Below are 15,754 nucleotides of genomic sequence, written 5' to 3'. Positions count from 1 at the left end.
CTGCAACTTTCTAGCATGCGCGCTCATTGGCCGGGTGTTCCGGCTGCCGGGACGAGGAACCCCCATCATGTCGCTGTCCACCATTGCCCGTCGCGGGCTGCTCGCATCGTTGCTGGCCACCACCACGCTGGCCGCCAGCGGCCTGGCCCAGGCCGATGCCACCCTGGACAAGGTCCAGCAACGCCACAAGCTGGCCGTGGGCGTGGTGTTGTCCGGTGGCCCGTTCGGGGCCATCGACCCAGCCACCCGCGAACCGGTCGGTTTCAGCGTCGACCTTGCGCGTGACCTGGCGCGCCAGCTGGGCGTGGCGGTCGACCTCGTTGCGGTGCAGCCGGCCAACCGTGTGCAGTTCCTGCAGCAGGGCAAGGTCGACCTGCTGATCGCCAACATGGAATGGACCCCCGAGCGCGACAAATTGCTGGGCCACGTGCCCACGCCGTTCTACCGCGTGGGCGGTACCGCGGCGCTGGCCAAGGACAGCCCGATCAACACCTGGGCCGGGCTCAAGGGCCAGCCGGTGTGCACTTCGCAGGGCAGCAGCTACACCCAGGCGCTGGTGGAGCTGGGTGCCGACATCAAAGCCTTCAAGACCTCGGCCGAATCGCTGCTGGCCCTGCGCGGCAACAACTGCGTGGCTGCCGTGCACGATGCCACGCTGATCAACCCGCTGCTGGCCAAAGGTGGCGAGTGGAGCGGCTACCGCGCCCTGGCCCCCGAACTCAACCCGGCGCCGTCGGTGATCTGGACGCGCCTGGGTGAGACCGACACCCAGCAGCGCCTGGACCCGTTCGTCAAGCAGTGGCACCGCAGCGGCTGGCTGATCGAGCGTGAGCAGGCCAACCACATCACCCCGGCCTCGCCGGCGTTGGTGGAACTGCGTGCCAAGTTGCAGGGCGAAGGCGCCTGATGAGCGAGGTTCTGCACGGGCTGGTCGGGCAGCTCGCCCGGCTTGGCCTGAATTACGGCTTTCTGTTCGACACCTACGCCAGCGGCAAACTGCTCGAGGGCGCGTTGACCACGGTCTACCTGTGCCTGTTCAGCGTGGTCGGCAGCCTTGTGGTTGGCGTCTTGCTGGCGGCGGCGCTTACGTCCGCACGTCGCTGGTTGGCCTGGCCGGCGCGGGCCTTTATCGAGGTCACTCGTAATACGCCGACGCTGGTGCAGTTGTACTGCGCGTTCCTGGTGCTGAACATGCTGATCAACCAGAGCCTGGGCAACGCCAACCCGATGACGCCCTTTGCCTGGGTGGTGCTGGTGATATCCCTGCACAAAGGGGCGTTTCACGCCGAGGCCTTGCGCGCCGGCATCGAGGCGGTGCCGGCAGTGACCCTGGAGGCGGCCAGCTCGCTGGCCTTCAGCCGCCGCCAGCAACTGCTGCAGGTACAGCTGCCGCTGGCCGTGCGCTTTGCCTTGCCGGCGCTGGTCAACAACCTTATCGACCTGGTGAAGATGACCGCCGTGGCGTCGGCGATCGCTGTCAACGATATTACCTATGCCTCGATCATGATCTGGACCCAGGGCGACAATGTCATCGAACTGATGATTCTGATCCTGGCGTTCTACGGCCTGCTCAGCTTCGCTGTCAATTGTGCCGGTCGCGCCGTGGAAGCGCGCCTGAGGATGCCGGGTTATGGCCATTGAGAACCTCGCCACACTGTGGCATTGGTCACCGACCCTGGGGGCGGGCCTGTTGCAGAACATCCAGATCAGCGTTGGCGCCATTGGCCTGGGCACGTTGCTGGGCTTGCTCATAGGCGTTCTGTCGCTGTCGCCCTTGGCGCCACTGCGCGGTGTCGCACGGCTGTGGGTGCAGGTGTTCCGTAACGCACCGTGGCTGGTGCTGATCTACTTCACCTCGTACGTGTTCCCGTTCGAAATCCAGGTGGCCGGCACCTGGCTGGCCTTTCCCGACTGGCTCAAGGTCACGATCGGCCTGGCCCTGCCTGCCAGTGCCAATGTTGCCGAGATTTTCCGTGGTGCGGTGGCTTCTATCCCGGCTACCCAGTGGGAGGCTGCGCGTTCGCTGGCCTTCAGCCGCGTGCAGATCTTCCGTTCGATCATTCTGCCGCAGTGCCTGCGGCGCATGTTGCCGCCCTGGATGAACTTGTACGCGGTAGTGACCATGGGCACCGCGCTGGCTTCGCTGGTGGGGGTGCACGACCTGATCGACAGCGCGCAGATTGCCGCCAACACCGTCAACCGCAGCGGCTTCACCGTGCTGGTGTACTTCAGCGTGCTGGCGTTGTTCTTCGCCTACTGCTACCCCATTGCCCGCCTGACCCAACGCCTGGAGCGCCGCTATGCCTTCTGAACCCTTGATCCAGTTGCGCGACGTGCACCTGGCTTTTGCCGACAACCCGGTGTTGCGTGGCATCGACCTTGATGTGCAGGCGGGCCAGGCGGTGTCGATCATCGGCCCGTCCGGCTCGGGCAAGTCGACCATCCTTCGCTGCATGACCGGCCTGCTGCGGCCGCAGCGTGGCAGCATCTGCATTGGTGGTACCCAGGTCGAGCGTTTGCGCGGCGAGGCGGAGCTGATTGCCCTGCGCAAACAGGTGGGCTTTGTCTTCCAGCAATACAACCTGTTTCCCCATTTGAGTGTGCTGGACAATTTGCTGATCGCCCCGACCAAGGTGCTTGGGCGCAACCGCGCCGAGGCCCGCGAGCAGGCCCTGGCGCTGCTCGACAAGGTGCGCCTGGGCCACAAGGCAGCAGCCTTCCCAGGTGAGCTGTCGGGTGGCCAGCAGCAGCGTGTTGCCATTGCCCGTGCCTTGGCGATGCGGCCCAGGTTGATCCTGTTCGATGAAGTGACCTCGGCGCTGGACCCAGAGATGGTTGGCGAAGTGCTGGCGGTGATCCGTGAGCTGACCGAGGAAGGCATGACCTGCGTGCTGGTCACCCATGAAATGCGCTTTGCCGAAGAGATCAGCGACCAGGTGTATTTCACCGAGCATGGCCGGATCGTCGAGCATGGCAGCGCCGAACAACTGTTCCGCGCCCCGCAACACGAGCGTACCCGTGCCTTTCTGCAGCATGCGCTGGGTGAGGGCGGCCAACGCCCGAGCCGCCCGGCGCCCGATGTTTTCAGCAACCTGGGGCGCTACAGCCTCAGCGTGTGACCTCCGCTAGCCAAGAAGAGAAACCGATAATGTCCCGTGAATCCGTGATCCAGCCGTTTCTGGCGCAAGTGCGCGCTATCCATGAGCGTGGTGTCGACCGCGCCGCCCTGCAGCAGATCGTCCGCTTGCTCGAAGGCCTTGCCGAGCGCCGCGAACTGTTCAATTTCGAGCGCTTCCCGGCACCGGACGCGACCACCGGCGAGACCCAGTTCCGCTACCGCCTGAACGATGATGGCGAGTCGCCGACCCTGTACGTCAACTCGCTGCTGCCGGGCAAGGCGACCCTGCCACACAACCATGAGACATGGGCAGTCATCGTCGCCGTCGAGGGGCAGGAGCTGAACCGGGTGTATCGCCGCGAAGATGACGGCAGCGACCCGGCCCGTGCACGCCTGGCGCTGGAGCAGGAGATCGTGGTGCAGCCAGGGACCTCCGTGGCGTTCCTGGGTGAAGACCTGCATGGCATTCGTGTGGAGGGAGATCAGCCGACCTTGCACTTCCACCTTTATGGTCGGCCGCTGGAGTCGCTGGAGAACCGTTACGGGGTCAAGGACGACGGCAGCGTGGTGAACTACAACAAATCACAGATGGCGCCTTCGATCGCGGCATACGGCCTTTGATCCGTATTGCCTGAGCTCAACCCTGTAAACGACCACGGACTGCGTCCCATGACTCCCAGCATCACCCCCGCGCTACTGCATGACTGGCTGTTCGACGGCCACGAAATCGCCCTGTTCGACCTGCGCGAGCACGGCCAGTACGGCGAAGCTCACCTGTTCTACGCCGTGAACCTGCCGTACAGCCGGCTGGAAATCGAGGCCCCGCGCCTGGCGCCCAACCCGCTGGTGCGTCTGGTGGTCTACGACGCAACCGGCGGCGAACTGGTGCAGCGCGGCGTGCAGCGCCTGCAGGCGCTGGGCTACAAGGCCGTGCATTGGCTCGAAGGCGGTAGCCAGGGCTGGCAGGCCGCTGGCTTTGAATTGTTCGCCGGTGTGCACCTGCCCTCCAAGGCCTTTGGCGAACTGGTCGAACATGCCTGCCACACCCCACGCATCAGCGCCCAGGAGCTGGCCGAATGGCAACGCCAGGGCAAGCCGCTGGTACTGCTCGATGGCCGGCCACTGGACGAGTTCGCCAAGATGAACATCCCCGGCGCCACCTGCTGCCCCAACGGTGAACTGGGCTACCGCCTGGAGGACCTGGTGCATGACCCCCAAACACCGGTGGTGATCAACTGCGCAGGGCGTACCCGCAGCATCATCGGCGCGCAAACCCTGATCAACCTCGGCATCGACAACCCGGTCTATGCCCTGGAGAACGGCACCCAGGGCTGGTACCTGGTCGACCTGCCACTGGAGCACGGGGGGCAACGCGGGTATCCGCCGCATAGCGGCCAGGCACTGGGGCGGCAACGGGCACGCGCCACGGGGTTGGCGCACAAGGTCGGGGTGCAGTGGGTGGCAGCGGCGCAGGTACAGGCCTGGCAGCAGGATGCACAACGCACGCTGTTCCTGTGCGATGTGCGCACCCCGGAGGAGTTCACCGCTGGCAGCCTGCCCGGCGCGCAGCATTGCCCAGGCGGGCAACTGGTGCAGGGCACCGACTTGTACATTGGCGTGCGCAAGGCGCGCGTGGTGCTGTTCGATGGCGACGGCGTGCGTGCCCCGGTGGTGGCCAGCTGGCTGCGGCAGATGGGGCATGATGCGTACGTCCTCGAAGGCGGCCTGGGCAGTGGCTTGGCATTGCCGGCACAGCCGCCGCTGGCGGTAACCTTGGCCGAAGCCAGCGCTGCAGAACTGGAGGGCGCCTTGCTGCTGGACCTGCGCCCGAGCACGGCCTACCGCCAGCGCCACGTGCGCGGCGCGCAGTGGGCGATCCGCCCAGGGCTGGCCGAGCAGGTGCGTGAGCAGTCTGGGCGCCTGGTGTTCATTGCCGACGACCCTCGCGTCGCCGAGTTGGCTGCCAGCGAACTGCCAGATACACAACGTCGCGCTGCGCGCCTGTTCCCCCAGGCGTTGCTGGCCGAGTGGCCGCAGGTCGCGGACGACACCTCGTTGCCAGACGCCGCCTGCATCGATTTCCTGTTCTTCGTCCATGACCGACACGCCGGCAACAAGGAGGCGGCACGCCGCTACCTGGCCTGGGAGACCGGGCTGATCGCACAGATGAGCGCCGCCGAGGTTGCCAGCTTCACCCCCCTGACGCACAGCGACCCGGTCGCTACACGGCTGGTGCATGCCGGGCGTGGCGAATCGGGCCAAGGGGCCCACGGCGTCAACCCACCGGTCAGCCGCCTGAGCACCGTGCTGTTCGACAGCGTCGCCGAACAGCGTGAAGCGCGCAGCCATCGGGACCAGCAACGGGTGCTCAGCTACGGTGCCCGTGGCAACCCCACGGCCTTTGCCCTCGAAGACCTGGTCAGCGAACTGGAAGGCGGCTACCGCTGCAAGTTGTTCGTTACCGGGCTGCAAGCCATCACTCAGACCTTTCTCGCCTACTTGCGCCCCGGCGACCATGTGCTGCTCAGCGATGGGGTGTATGGCCCGGTGCGGCGCCTGGCGCGCGAGCTGCTGCAGCCGTTCGGTGTGCAAGTCAGCTATTTCGCCGCCGATGGCCACGGCCTGGAGGCCGCGTTGCGCCCGAACACCCGCATGGTCTACAGCGAGAGCCCGAGTTCGTTGCTGTACGAGCTCAATGACCTGCCGGCCATGGCTGCGTTGTGCAAGCCGCGCGGGATCCTGCTGGCGGTCGACAACACCTGGGGTTCGGGTTACTTGTACCAGCCGTTGGCATTGGGCGCAGACATCTCGGTGATGGCCCTGACCAAGTACGTGGGCGGGCACAGCGACGTGATGATGGGCAGCGTGTGCACCACCCAAGAGGCCTTCGCCGCGTTGTCGCGCAGCAGCGATACCTGCGGCTGCACGGTCAGCCCGGACGATGCTTGGTTGGTGCTGCGTGGGGCGCGCAGCCTGGCCAGCCGCATGGCCGTGCACGGGCGCCAGGGCCTGGAGATCGCCCAGTGGCTCCAAGCACGCGAGGACGTGGCGCGGGTGTATCACCCGGCGTTGCCGGAGCACCCGGGGCATGCCCTGTGGCGCCGCGACTTCAAGGGCAGCAATGGCCTGCTCAGCCTCGAACTGGCCGACGCCAGCCTGGGCCGGGCAGAAGCGTTCATCGATCGCCTGCGCCTGTTCGGCATCGGTGCCTCCTGGGGTGGCTACGAGAGCCTGGTGACCCTGGCCGAGCTGGGTGAGCGCAGCTTCGCAACCCCGGTGCGTGGTGCATTGGTGCGCCTGCACGTGGGCCTGGAAGAGGTCGGCTCGCTACAGCGCGACCTCGACCAGGCGCTGCGCTGATCAGGCCCAGTCGGCGCGGTCTGCCAGCAACCTGGCCTGGCGCAACAGCTCGTCGTCTGGCGTCGCGCTGGCGATGGCCAGGCGCAGTTGCCCAAGGAACCGCCCCTGGATAGGGGCGATCGTGCCCGAGAACAGGCTCACCCCATCGCCCAGCGCGGCACCGATGGCCGCCAGATCGGGCTTCAGCCCTTTGCCGCCGGTGTAGTGCAGGTCGAGGTAGCGTTTGTCGGCAGCAATGGCCTGTGCTGCAGGCGCGGCCTCGCCGAGCAACGTGCGGCTGACGGCGTGCTGCGGGTTGCCGAACACTTCCCACACCGCGCCCGTTTCGACGATGCGGCCTTGTTCCAGTACCGCTACACGGTCGCACAGATCACGGATTACCTGCATTTCGTGGGTGATCAGGACGATGGTCAGGCCCAGCCGCTGGTTGATGCTGCGCAGCAGGTCGAGGATCGCCTGGGTGCTTTCCGGGTCCAGCGCCGACGTCGCTTCGTCGCACAGCAGAATCTGCGGCTCCAGCACCAGCGCCCGAGCAATGCCGACGCGCTGCTTCTGGCCGCCGGACAGTTGCGCGGGGTAGGCGCCGCCACGGCCGGCCAGGCCGACCAGGCGCAACAGCTCCGCCACCCGGGCGCTGCGCTGTGCTTGCGGCACCCCGGCCATGCGCATTGGCAGCTCGATGTTCTGGGCGACCGTGCTATTGGCCAGCAGGTTGAAGTGCTGGAAGATCATCGCCACCTTGCGCCGCAGCGCGTGCAAGGGCTTGCCTTGCAGCCCGGCGATGTCCTGGCCGTCGATCAGTACCTGGCCGGCGCTGGGTGCTTCCAGGCGGTTGAGCAGGCGAAGCAGCGAGGACTTGCCCGCGCCGCTGCGGCCGATGATGCCGAACACCTCGCCCCGGCGCACTTGCAGGTCGATGGCGTCGAGCGCGCTGACGGCGCCATAGCGTTTGTGGATGCCGCGCAGGCACAGGTGCGCGTCGGTTGGCTGGATTTGCTGCTGGTAACGGCTCATGTTCGGGTTCCATGCCCTCCGTCACCAGAGGGCGTCAGGGGTCAGAAACCAGGGGCGATCTGGCCTTTGTAGCGGGTCAGGATGAAGTTGCGCACTTCAGGGGAATTGAGTGCCTTGGCCAGCTTCTGGATACCCGGGTCCTGCAGGTTGTCGGGGCGGGCGACCAGGTATTCCACGTACAGGTCCTTGCCTTTTTCAACGATCAGCGCGCTGTTGGTATCGATGCCGGCCTCCAGTGCGTAGTTGGCGAAAACGAAGGCCAGGTCGACCTGTTTCACCGAGCGGGCCAGCATGGCGCCTTCCAGTTCGCGGATCTTCAGGTGGTGGGGGTTGTCGGTAATGTCGCGCTGAGTGGACTGCGGGTTGGCCGGGTCTTTCAGCGTGAGCAGCCCGGCCTCGGCCAGCAGTACCAGGGCACGGCCAGTGTTCACCGGGTCGTTGGGAATGGCGACGCTGGCGCCGTCGGGCAGCTCGGCAAGGGTTTTGTACTTGGCCGAATAGGCGCCGAATGGCTCGATGTGCACGCCTACCACCGGCACCAGGTCGGTGTGCCGGGTCTTGTTGAAGTCGTTGAGGAATGGCCGGTACTGGTAGTAGTTGGCGTCCAGGTTCTTCTGCGCCAGTTGCAGGTTGGGCTGGATGAAGTCGTTGAACACTTTGATGTCCAGGTCGACCCCTTGCTTGGCCAGGGCCGGTTTGACGAACTCGAGGATTTCCGCATGCGGTACCGGCGTGGCGCCAACCACCAGGTGTTCGGCGGCCTGGGCACTGAAGGCGAGGAAAGCGGCGAGGGCGGTGAGGGTGTTTTTCATGGTCAGTACCTGAGAAGAGTCGGGGTTCAGCGGCGGGTGAAGTGTCTTACCAGGCGGTCACCGCTCATCTGCAGCACCTGCACCAGCAGGATCAGTAGCAGCACGGTGACCACCATCACATCGGTCTGGAAGCGTTGGTAGCCGAAGCGGATCGCCAGGTCGCCCAGGCCGCCGCCGCCGATCACACCGGCCATGGCGGTGTAGTCGACCAGCACGATGGCGGTGACGGTGACCGCCGCGATCAGCCCGGTGCGCGCTTCGGGCAGCAAGGTGTAGCGGATGATCTGCGCGATGCTGCCGCCCATGGCCTGGCTGGCTTCGACCAGGCCACCGTCCACTTCGCGCAGTGCGGTTTCTACCAGGCGGGCGAAGAATGGCGTGCAGCCGACCACCAGCGGCGGGATGGTGCCCTTCACGCCCAGCGACGTGCCGGTCAGCAGGGTGGTCAGCGGAATCAGCACGATCAGCAGGATGATGAACGGCAGCGAGCGCAGCACGTTGACCACCACCGACAGGCTTCGGTACAGCGGGCCGTGCGCCAGTAACTGGCGCTGCCCGGTCAGGTACAGCAGTACGCCAAGGGGCAGGCCGAAGAGCACGGTAAAGCCCAGTGCGGCGCCCAGCATGCTGAGCGTTTCCAGGCAGGCCTGGGCGATTTCCGCCCAGTCGACGTTGGTCAGCAGGTCATTCATTGGCGTGGCCTCAGTTCCAGTCATGGCGAGGCGGCTTGACGCCGTTCAGTGCCCAGTTACCGACCAGATGGTACTTCCAGCGCACCGGGTCGTGCAGGGTGTGCACGCGGGCGTTGCGCCAGTGGCGGTCGAGATTGTGCCGGGTCAGCGACGAGCGCGTGCCGCCCAGTTCGAACAGGCGGTTACTGGCTTCGATGGCGGCCTCGGTGGTCAGTACCTTGGCCTTGGCCACTGCAATCGAAGCCAGGGCCACGTTGTTTTCATCAGGGGCGGGTTTGGCCGCATCCAGGGCCTGGCCTGCACGTTCGAGCAGGGCTTCGGCGGCTTCCTGACGAATCTCCAGCGAGCCGACCTGGATGATGGTCAATGGGTCTTCGCTGGCCTTGTCGACCTGGGCATCGATCCACGGCCGGGCATGCTCACGCACGAAGGCGAGGGTGTCGTCCAGCGCTGCGCGGCCGATGCCGGCGTCGATGGCCGCTGTGGTCAACTGAGCGAAGGGGCCGGCGAGGGTCGGGCTTTCGTAGGAGCGGTAGCTGGGGAACAGGTTGAATGCCGGCACCCGCAGGCCGTCGAGCAGCACCGTGCCGCTGGACGTGGTGCGCTGGCCCATGCTGCTCCAGTCATCGACGATCACCAGGCCGGCACTGCCTCGTTGCACGAAGGCCAGTTGGGCACGGTCCTGCTCGTCCAGGGCCAGCACGCCGAGCCAATGGGCGTACAGCGAGCCGGTGCAGTAGCCTTTGCGCCCGTCGATGCGGTAGCCATCGCCCTCGGCGACCAGGCGTGTGCGAATGTCCTGGACGGTTTTGCCGCCGGTTTCCGACAGGGCGTTGGCAAATCGGTGCCCTTGCAATACCAGGTCGTAGAAGTAGCGTTGCTGCTCTGGCGTGCCTTGCAGGCGTATGTCTTCGAGCAGGCAATAGTGGTTTTGCGGAATTTGCCCAAGGGATGGGTCGGCAGCGGAGACGATGGCGATCACGCGGGCAAGCGTGGCGAACGATACTTCGGCGCCACCGTAGGCCCGCGGCACGGTGATGCCCCATAGCCCGCTGTTGGAAAAGGCGTCGACGATGTCGGCCGGTACTTCGCGGTTGCGGTCGCGTTCGGCTGCGCCCTCGCGCAGCAGTTCGGCGACTTGATGGGCGACGGCAAGCGCCTCGGCGTCATCGCGAATGATGTGCGCCGCTGGCGTGCGGATTTCGTAGTTGGCGGATACGGTAGGGGCAGGCATGAGCAACTCGTCGTGTAGGCGGATACCTTCACGTTGCAGCTGCTGTGCCAACCTTTAAAGCCAATGAAATCAGGCTTTTAGCTTAGTGTTTCGAGGGGTATCTGCCTGAAAACCCAACTAACTGTTGTTGCACTGTCGGCCCTGCAACAGCAGCAGTTCACTGAGCTTGTCCATGGCCGGTGTCGCCTGGCTGCCTTTACGGGTAACCAGCTCGTAGGGGTCGCTGACCGAGCCCATGCTCAGGGGCAGAATGCTGACCTGTTGATTCATCGCACATTGCCGGGCCACGTCGATCGACACCAGTGCGACGAAGTCAGGGCGGTTTTGCAACAACGACAAGGTTGCCAGGATCGAGGTGGTTTCAACCAGGTGCAGCGGGAAGCGCAGCCCGGCATCGTGGAACTCGCGCTCCAGTTGCACGCGCATCGGCATGTTGGCCCGGTACACGATCCAGCGGCTCTCGGCCAGCTCGGCAAGGCTCAGGCTTGCCGCATGCTTTAACGGGTGGTCGATGTTGGCGATGACCGCCAGCGTCTCATCCTGGACAAAGGTGCTGGCGAACAACTGTGGCGTGTTGCTGACGCTGGTGCGGCACAGGGCGATGTCCAGGCGGCCGCTCTCGATCTGCGCCAGCAATGACTGGCTGGTGTCCTCGATGATTTCGAACGACATCTGCGGCTGGATGCCGGCCAGCTGAGACACGGCTTTCATCAGCAACGGCACGGCGCCCATGATCGCCCCCACCGCCAGCCGGCCGCCAACCCCACGCAGGATGGCATCCAGGTCATGCCGCAGGTTGGCGATATCAGTCTGTACCACGCGGGCGTAGCGGATGGCGCAGTGCCCCGCGGCCGTAGGCTCCAGCCCGCGGTTGGTGCGGTTGAACAGCACGGTGCCGAAGGTGGTTTCGATTTCCTGCAATGCCTTGCTGGCACCAGGCTGGGTAAGCCCGACGCTGCCTGCTGCACCGAGCAGCGAGCGGTGCTCGTCCAGCTCGATCAACAAGCGCAGGTGGCGGGCGTGCAGGCGGGACATGATCGAATTGAGCGAGGGGGTCATCGGGTATGCGTCCTGGTTATACCGATATGGATTGTTCTCAATACCATGGCCAGCCGTGCATTCCTATACTGGCGCTGCACAGCGTCGCTTCCCTTGCGGTTGAGACGCCCAGAACAATAAAGCCAGGAGCCTGCCAAGCCTTATGTCCCTGATCAACTACGTCACCCAGATTCAATTCGAAATCGGCGCCATCGCCCGCTTGCCTGCCGAGTGCGAGCGCATTGGTATAACCAGGCCTTTGATCGTGACCGACCGAGGCGTGCGCGCTGCCGGTATTGTCGATACGGCGTTGAACACCTTCGGCGACAGCACCGCGCAACTGCCGATCTATGACGGTACGCCACCCAACCCCAACGAGAATGCCGTGCGTGAAGCCGTGGCCATGTTCAAGGAGTGCGGCTGTGACGGCATCATCGCCATTGGCGGCGGTTCGGCGATCGACCTGGCCAAAGGGGTGGCGGTGTGTGCCCGACACGATGGCCCCTTGAAAAGCTTTGCGGTGATCGAGGGCGGCCTGGCCCGCATCACCCCGGCAACCGCGCCGGTGATTGCGGTACCGACCACCGCCGGCACGGGCAGCGAGGTAGGGCGGGGCGCCATCCTGATTCTGGATGACGGGCGCAAGGTGGGGGTGATCTCGCCCCATGTGGTGCCCAAGGCTGCCATCTGTGACCCGGCGTTGACCCTTGGCCTGCCGGCACAGCTCACGGCTGCCACTGGCATGGATGCGATTGCCCACTGCCTGGAAACCTTCATGGCCCCTGTATTCAACCCGCCTGCCGACGGTATTGCCCTTGACGGCCTGTGGCGCGCCTGGCGCTTCATCGAGAGCGCCACCCGCGAACCGGGCAACCTGGACGGGCGCATCAACATGATGAGTGCTTCGCTGCAAGGTGCGTTGGCTTTCCAGAAGGGCCTGGGCTGCGTGCACAGCCTTAGCCATGCGCTGGGCGGGATCAACCCGCGCCTGCATCACGGTACCCTCAATGCGATCTTCCTGCCTGCCGTCATCACCTTCAACCGCCAGGCCGAAACGGTGCTTGACGAGCACAAGATGCAACGCATCGCCCAGGCGATGGGGTTGGCGGACGACAGCCAGATCGAAGAGGCCATCCGCAACATGACCCGCACGCTGGGCCTGCCGACCGGGCTGCGCGAGCTGGGCGTCAGCGAGGACCTGTTCCCGCGCATCATCCAGGGCGCGCTGGCCGACCACAGCCACCGCACCAACCCGCGCGAAGCGTCTGCCGAGGACTACCAGGGGTTGCTTGCAGCGTCCATGTAAGCCGTTACTTGCGGTTCTTCCAATAACAACAAAAGTGAACGCCCATGAATAGCAAATACGCGCAAGCCGAGCTTGCAGGTTCGCCGGAAGCGGTCGCCAGCGCGAACCCCTTCAGAAAGTATCAGGTCATCACCGTCAGCCTGTTGCTGGTGATTGGCATCATCAACTATGTCGACCGCAGTGCGCTGTCGATCGCCAACACGTCGATCCAGCGCGACATGGGTATCACGCCGTCACAGATGGGCATTCTGCTGTCGGCGTTTTCCCTGGCGTATGCCTTTTCGCAACTGCCCCTGGGCATGATCATCGACCGCCTGGGCAGCAAGATCTCGCTGGGGGCGGCCTTGTTGGGCTGGTCGGTGGCGCAGACGGCTTCCGGCCTGATCAACAGTTTCTCAGCGTTTATCGGGCTGCGGGTGGTGCTGGGGATTGGCGAAGCGCCGATGTTCCCGTCGGCGGCCAAGGCGCTGGCAGAATGGTTCGAGGCCGAAAAGCGGGGGACGCCGACCGGCATCGTACTGTCATCGACCTGCATTGGGCCGTGCCTGGCGCCGCCGTTGCTCACGTTGCTGATGGTCACCTGGGGCTGGCGCGGCATGTTCATCGTCACCGGGGTGTTTGGCATCTTGGTCGCCGCCTGCTGGTTCGCCTTCTACAAAAGCAAGGCGCGCTACCTGGCCGAACTGCCTGCCGAAGAGCGTGAGCGGCTGCTGGCGACCCAGGCGTGTAAACAGCCGGAGGCAAGTGCCAGGCCGAGCCTGCGGGCACAACTGGCGGCGTGGGCCGAGTTGTTCCGCCACAAGAGCACCTGGGGCGCTGTATTGGGCTTCATGGGGGTGATCTACATGCTGTGGCTGCACCTGACCTGGTTGCCGGGCTACTTCGAACGTGAGCATGGCTTGAGCCTGTACCAGACGGCCTGGGTGGTTTCGCTGGCCTATGTGTTCGGTGCGCTGGGCACCATTGTCGCGGGACGCATCTGCGACCGCCTGGTGAAAAACGGCGCCAGCGTGCTGGGTAGCCGCAAGCGGGTCGTGGTGACGGCGTTGTTCGCGGCGGCGGCATTTACCGTTCCGTTGTCGTTCGGTAGCGGTTTCATGCTCAGCGTGGCATTGCTGTGCTGCGCGTTGTTCAGTGTGAACATGGCCAGCTCCACCGCCTGGATGATCGCCAATACGGTGGTTGACAGCCAGCGTGTGGCCTCGTTTGGCTCGATCCAGAACTTCGGCGGCTACCTGGCGGGCTCGGTGGCACCGATCGTGACCGGGTTCAGCATCCAGCAGACCGGGTCGTTCGCTTCGGCATTCCTGATCAGTGCAGCGGTGGCGGCAGTGGCGGCGATGGCTTATGTACTGTTGCTGAAGCAGCCGGTTTCAACGGATCAGTGATCGTCATGCCGATTCATAACGGCTTGTTATGCCAGGCATCATGACAATATATTTACCCTCATCAATTTCAGGCCCTAGCATCTGTTGCCCGCCATCGCCCATTTCCATGAGGTTTTGATGAACAGTTCGCTCTTCGTACACCAACGCACCGCAGCCCTGTTAATGCAGCACTGGCGCAGTGGTGACCTGCTGACGGAACTGCCCGCCAGCCTCAAGCCTGAGACGTTGAAGCAAGGTTATGACAGCCAGGACCAGTTGTTTGCCGCTGCCGCTGGCCAGCGCGCAGGTTGGAAGCTGGGCGTCGGCAGCCCCGCAGCCATGCGAGCAGCCAACTTGTCGCGGCCACTGATTGGCCAGCTGGAGGCGGGGCGTTGTCATGCGGATGGCGCACACATCCAACTGCCGGCCATTACACCGGTGACCATCGAGTGCGAGATCGCCTTCGTGCTTGACCGTGATATCCCGCCACAAGCTGGGCGGGCCCCGGTCAGTGAGGACATCCGCGCTACCTGCGTCACCTTCGAAGTGGTGCGCTCGCGCTTTGTCGACCGCAAGGCGGTCGGCTGGCCGAGCTTTGTGGCAGACAACGTAGGCTTCGAGGCGCTGGTGGTCGGCAGCAGCCTGGGCGCAGGCATCGCTGTACCGCTGTTGGCCGACCTGGCCGAAACCACCGAGGTGCACGTAGACGGTGAATTGCGGGCGCGTGGCCTGTCGGGCGAAGCGGCGACCGACCCGCGGGTGTCACTGGCCCACCTTTATGCACATGCCGCCGAACGCGGCGAGACCTTGAAGGCAGGTGATGTGGTGACCACGGGGGCCATGTGCCAGCCCTTTGACCTGGATGGAACCGGGTATCGGATAAGCGCCAGGTTCCTTGGCCAGGTGCTGTCGTTCACGCTGTAACGGCCGACCATTGCTCGAACGCCGCCTGCATCCTCTGCCGGGTCTGTGGGTCGGCGGGGATCAGGTGTTCGATGCGCAGTGATTCCACCGTGATATCCAGCGGCATGCCGAAGGTGGTGAACGTGGACAGGAACCTCAGCTCGCCATAGGGGCTATGCACACGCGTCAGCAGCACTGGTGTGGCAGCCGTTTCGAGCGGGCTGCCCGGAATCGGCAGTTTGCCCAAGCGCTCTGCCAGCGCCGGGTTGCCTGCCGCCTCCCTGGACGCACGTTGCCAGGCAGCGCTGCGAATTTCTTGCGCATTGGCCAGATGATCGCCCAGGCCGCCGGGGCAGAGCAGTGTCTGCAGCAGGTTGAGGCCTGTGGCCGGCTGTGCTGTAACGCCGGCCATCGCCAACAAGAGCCCGGTACTGGTATTGGCGGCGATGACGTCCCAGTTGCTGTCGATGACGATCGCAGGTGCGGGGTTGTTGACCTGCAGGATGTGTTCAATGGCGGCTTGCACCAGCGCCAACTCGGGCGCATCGAGTGGCGAGGCCGCGTAGCGGGGCGCGTAGCCGGCAGCGACGAACACTTCATTGCACAGCTCCAACGGCGCGCCAAGGGCCGAAAGCAGCGCATGCAAGGTGCTCGGGCTGGCCCTGGCGCGGCCGGTCTCCACGCAGCTCAGATGGCGCTGCGACAGCCCCGCCAGCAGCGCCAGGTCCAGCTGGCTGAGGCTGGCCTGCCGACGCAGGTGGCGTAGATGCTGGCCTGCCGAAGTATGTGGGGCAGGGCTATTGCGATGGAACAGGTGCTGATTCATGCGTGGCCTGATCGTCCTTGAGTGCAATGTACATGACCTCACTGGTCATTGAGCGCCAACAACCCTACCACTACTGTGCCCGCA

General features: G+C 64.8%; 15 protein-coding genes. 9 read left to right on the top strand and 6 right to left on the bottom strand.

Features of this window, described 5'->3' with window-relative positions:
- The first annotated feature begins 67 nt into the window (after positions 1-67).
- From ACNQP3_RS16415 to metC, 6 genes are read left to right on the top strand one after another with little or no spacing between them, the layout of a single operon-like run.
- Positions 68-907 (top strand): transporter substrate-binding domain-containing protein, encoded by an 840-nt coding sequence (locus ACNQP3_RS16415; protein WP_264316224.1) that lies wholly within the window; start codon positions 68-70, stop codon positions 905-907.
- Complete coding sequence (locus ACNQP3_RS16410) at positions 907-1,641, top strand: ABC transporter permease subunit (RefSeq protein WP_012272786.1); 735 nt, start codon at positions 907-909, stop codon at positions 1,639-1,641. The genes ACNQP3_RS16415 and ACNQP3_RS16410 overlap by 1 nt, the downstream gene beginning before the upstream one ends.
- On the top strand, positions 1,631-2,311 hold the full coding sequence (locus ACNQP3_RS16405; protein ID WP_012272785.1) for an amino acid ABC transporter permease: 681 nt from the start codon (positions 1,631-1,633) through the stop codon (positions 2,309-2,311). Before ACNQP3_RS16410 ends, ACNQP3_RS16405 begins: the two co-directional genes overlap by 11 nt.
- Entirely contained in the window at positions 2,301-3,119 is an 819-nt protein-coding gene (locus ACNQP3_RS16400; protein WP_012272784.1) for an amino acid ABC transporter ATP-binding protein, read from the top strand. The genes ACNQP3_RS16405 and ACNQP3_RS16400 overlap by 11 nt, the downstream gene beginning before the upstream one ends.
- A 29-nt stretch (positions 3,120-3,148) precedes the next feature.
- On the top strand, positions 3,149-3,739 hold the full coding sequence (locus ACNQP3_RS16395) for a cysteine dioxygenase family protein (protein WP_012272783.1): 591 nt from the start codon (positions 3,149-3,151) through the stop codon (positions 3,737-3,739).
- A 48-nt stretch (positions 3,740-3,787) separates the two neighbouring features.
- Complete coding sequence (gene metC / locus ACNQP3_RS16390) at positions 3,788-6,478, top strand: cystathionine beta-lyase (RefSeq protein ID WP_264316223.1); 2,691 nt, start codon at positions 3,788-3,790, stop codon at positions 6,476-6,478.
- Here the strand turns inward: metC and ACNQP3_RS16385 are convergent, their stop codons facing one another.
- From ACNQP3_RS16385 to ACNQP3_RS16365, 5 genes are all read right to left on the bottom strand, one after another.
- Positions 6,479-7,492, bottom strand: coding sequence for a methionine ABC transporter ATP-binding protein (locus ACNQP3_RS16385; protein WP_069942428.1), 1,014 nt, complete (start codon positions 7,490-7,492; stop codon positions 6,479-6,481).
- A gap of 41 nt (positions 7,493-7,533) precedes the next feature.
- Positions 7,534-8,304, bottom strand: a complete 771-nt coding sequence (locus ACNQP3_RS16380; RefSeq protein ID WP_264316222.1) for a MetQ/NlpA family ABC transporter substrate-binding protein — start codon at positions 8,302-8,304, stop codon at positions 7,534-7,536.
- A 26-nt stretch (positions 8,305-8,330) separates the two neighbouring features.
- Positions 8,331-8,996 (bottom strand): methionine ABC transporter permease, encoded by a 666-nt coding sequence (locus ACNQP3_RS16375; RefSeq protein WP_264317304.1) that lies wholly within the window; start codon positions 8,994-8,996, stop codon positions 8,331-8,333.
- 10 nt (positions 8,997-9,006) lie between these two features.
- Positions 9,007-10,230 (bottom strand): SfnB family sulfur acquisition oxidoreductase, encoded by a 1,224-nt coding sequence (locus ACNQP3_RS16370; protein ID WP_060493520.1) that lies wholly within the window; start codon positions 10,228-10,230, stop codon positions 9,007-9,009.
- 117 nt (positions 10,231-10,347) lie between these two features.
- Complete coding sequence (locus ACNQP3_RS16365) at positions 10,348-11,289, bottom strand: LysR family transcriptional regulator (RefSeq protein ID WP_012272777.1); 942 nt, start codon at positions 11,287-11,289, stop codon at positions 10,348-10,350.
- A gap of 142 nt (positions 11,290-11,431) precedes the next feature.
- Here ACNQP3_RS16365 and ACNQP3_RS16360 point away from each other — a divergent pair, with 142 nt between their 5' ends.
- The 3 genes from ACNQP3_RS16360 to ACNQP3_RS16350 all read left to right on the top strand — a co-directional run bounded on the left by ACNQP3_RS16360 (position 11,432) and on the right by ACNQP3_RS16350 (position 14,865).
- Positions 11,432-12,574: an iron-containing alcohol dehydrogenase gene (locus tag ACNQP3_RS16360; RefSeq protein WP_060514380.1), complete on the top strand. Its 1,143-nt coding sequence runs from the start codon at positions 11,432-11,434 to the stop codon at positions 12,572-12,574.
- Between the two features lie 44 nt (positions 12,575-12,618).
- Positions 12,619-13,962 carry an MFS transporter gene (locus tag ACNQP3_RS16355; RefSeq protein ID WP_060514379.1) on the top strand — a complete coding sequence of 448 codons (1,344 nt, stop codon included), beginning with the start codon at positions 12,619-12,621 and terminating at the stop codon, positions 13,960-13,962.
- Between the two features lie 117 nt (positions 13,963-14,079).
- Complete coding sequence (locus ACNQP3_RS16350) at positions 14,080-14,865, top strand: 2-keto-4-pentenoate hydratase (RefSeq protein ID WP_264316221.1); 786 nt, start codon at positions 14,080-14,082, stop codon at positions 14,863-14,865.
- Here ACNQP3_RS16350 and ACNQP3_RS16345 read toward each other — a convergent pair.
- The gene (locus ACNQP3_RS16345; RefSeq protein ID WP_264316220.1) at positions 14,855-15,670 is read right to left on the bottom strand and encodes a helix-turn-helix domain-containing protein; all 816 of its coding nucleotides are present in this window, start codon (positions 15,668-15,670) and stop codon (positions 14,855-14,857) included. The two genes, ACNQP3_RS16350 and ACNQP3_RS16345, sit on opposite strands and share 11 nt — an antisense overlap.
- Positions 15,671-15,754: the final 84 nt, after the last annotated feature.

The sequence above is a fragment of the Pseudomonas sp. LFS074 genome (assembly GCF_047978165.1).
GTDB lineage: Bacteria > Pseudomonadota > Gammaproteobacteria > Pseudomonadales > Pseudomonadaceae > Aquipseudomonas > Aquipseudomonas putida_P.
Note: the sequence above shows the minus strand (reverse complement) of the source record. Positions and strands in the feature narration are given on the sequence as shown.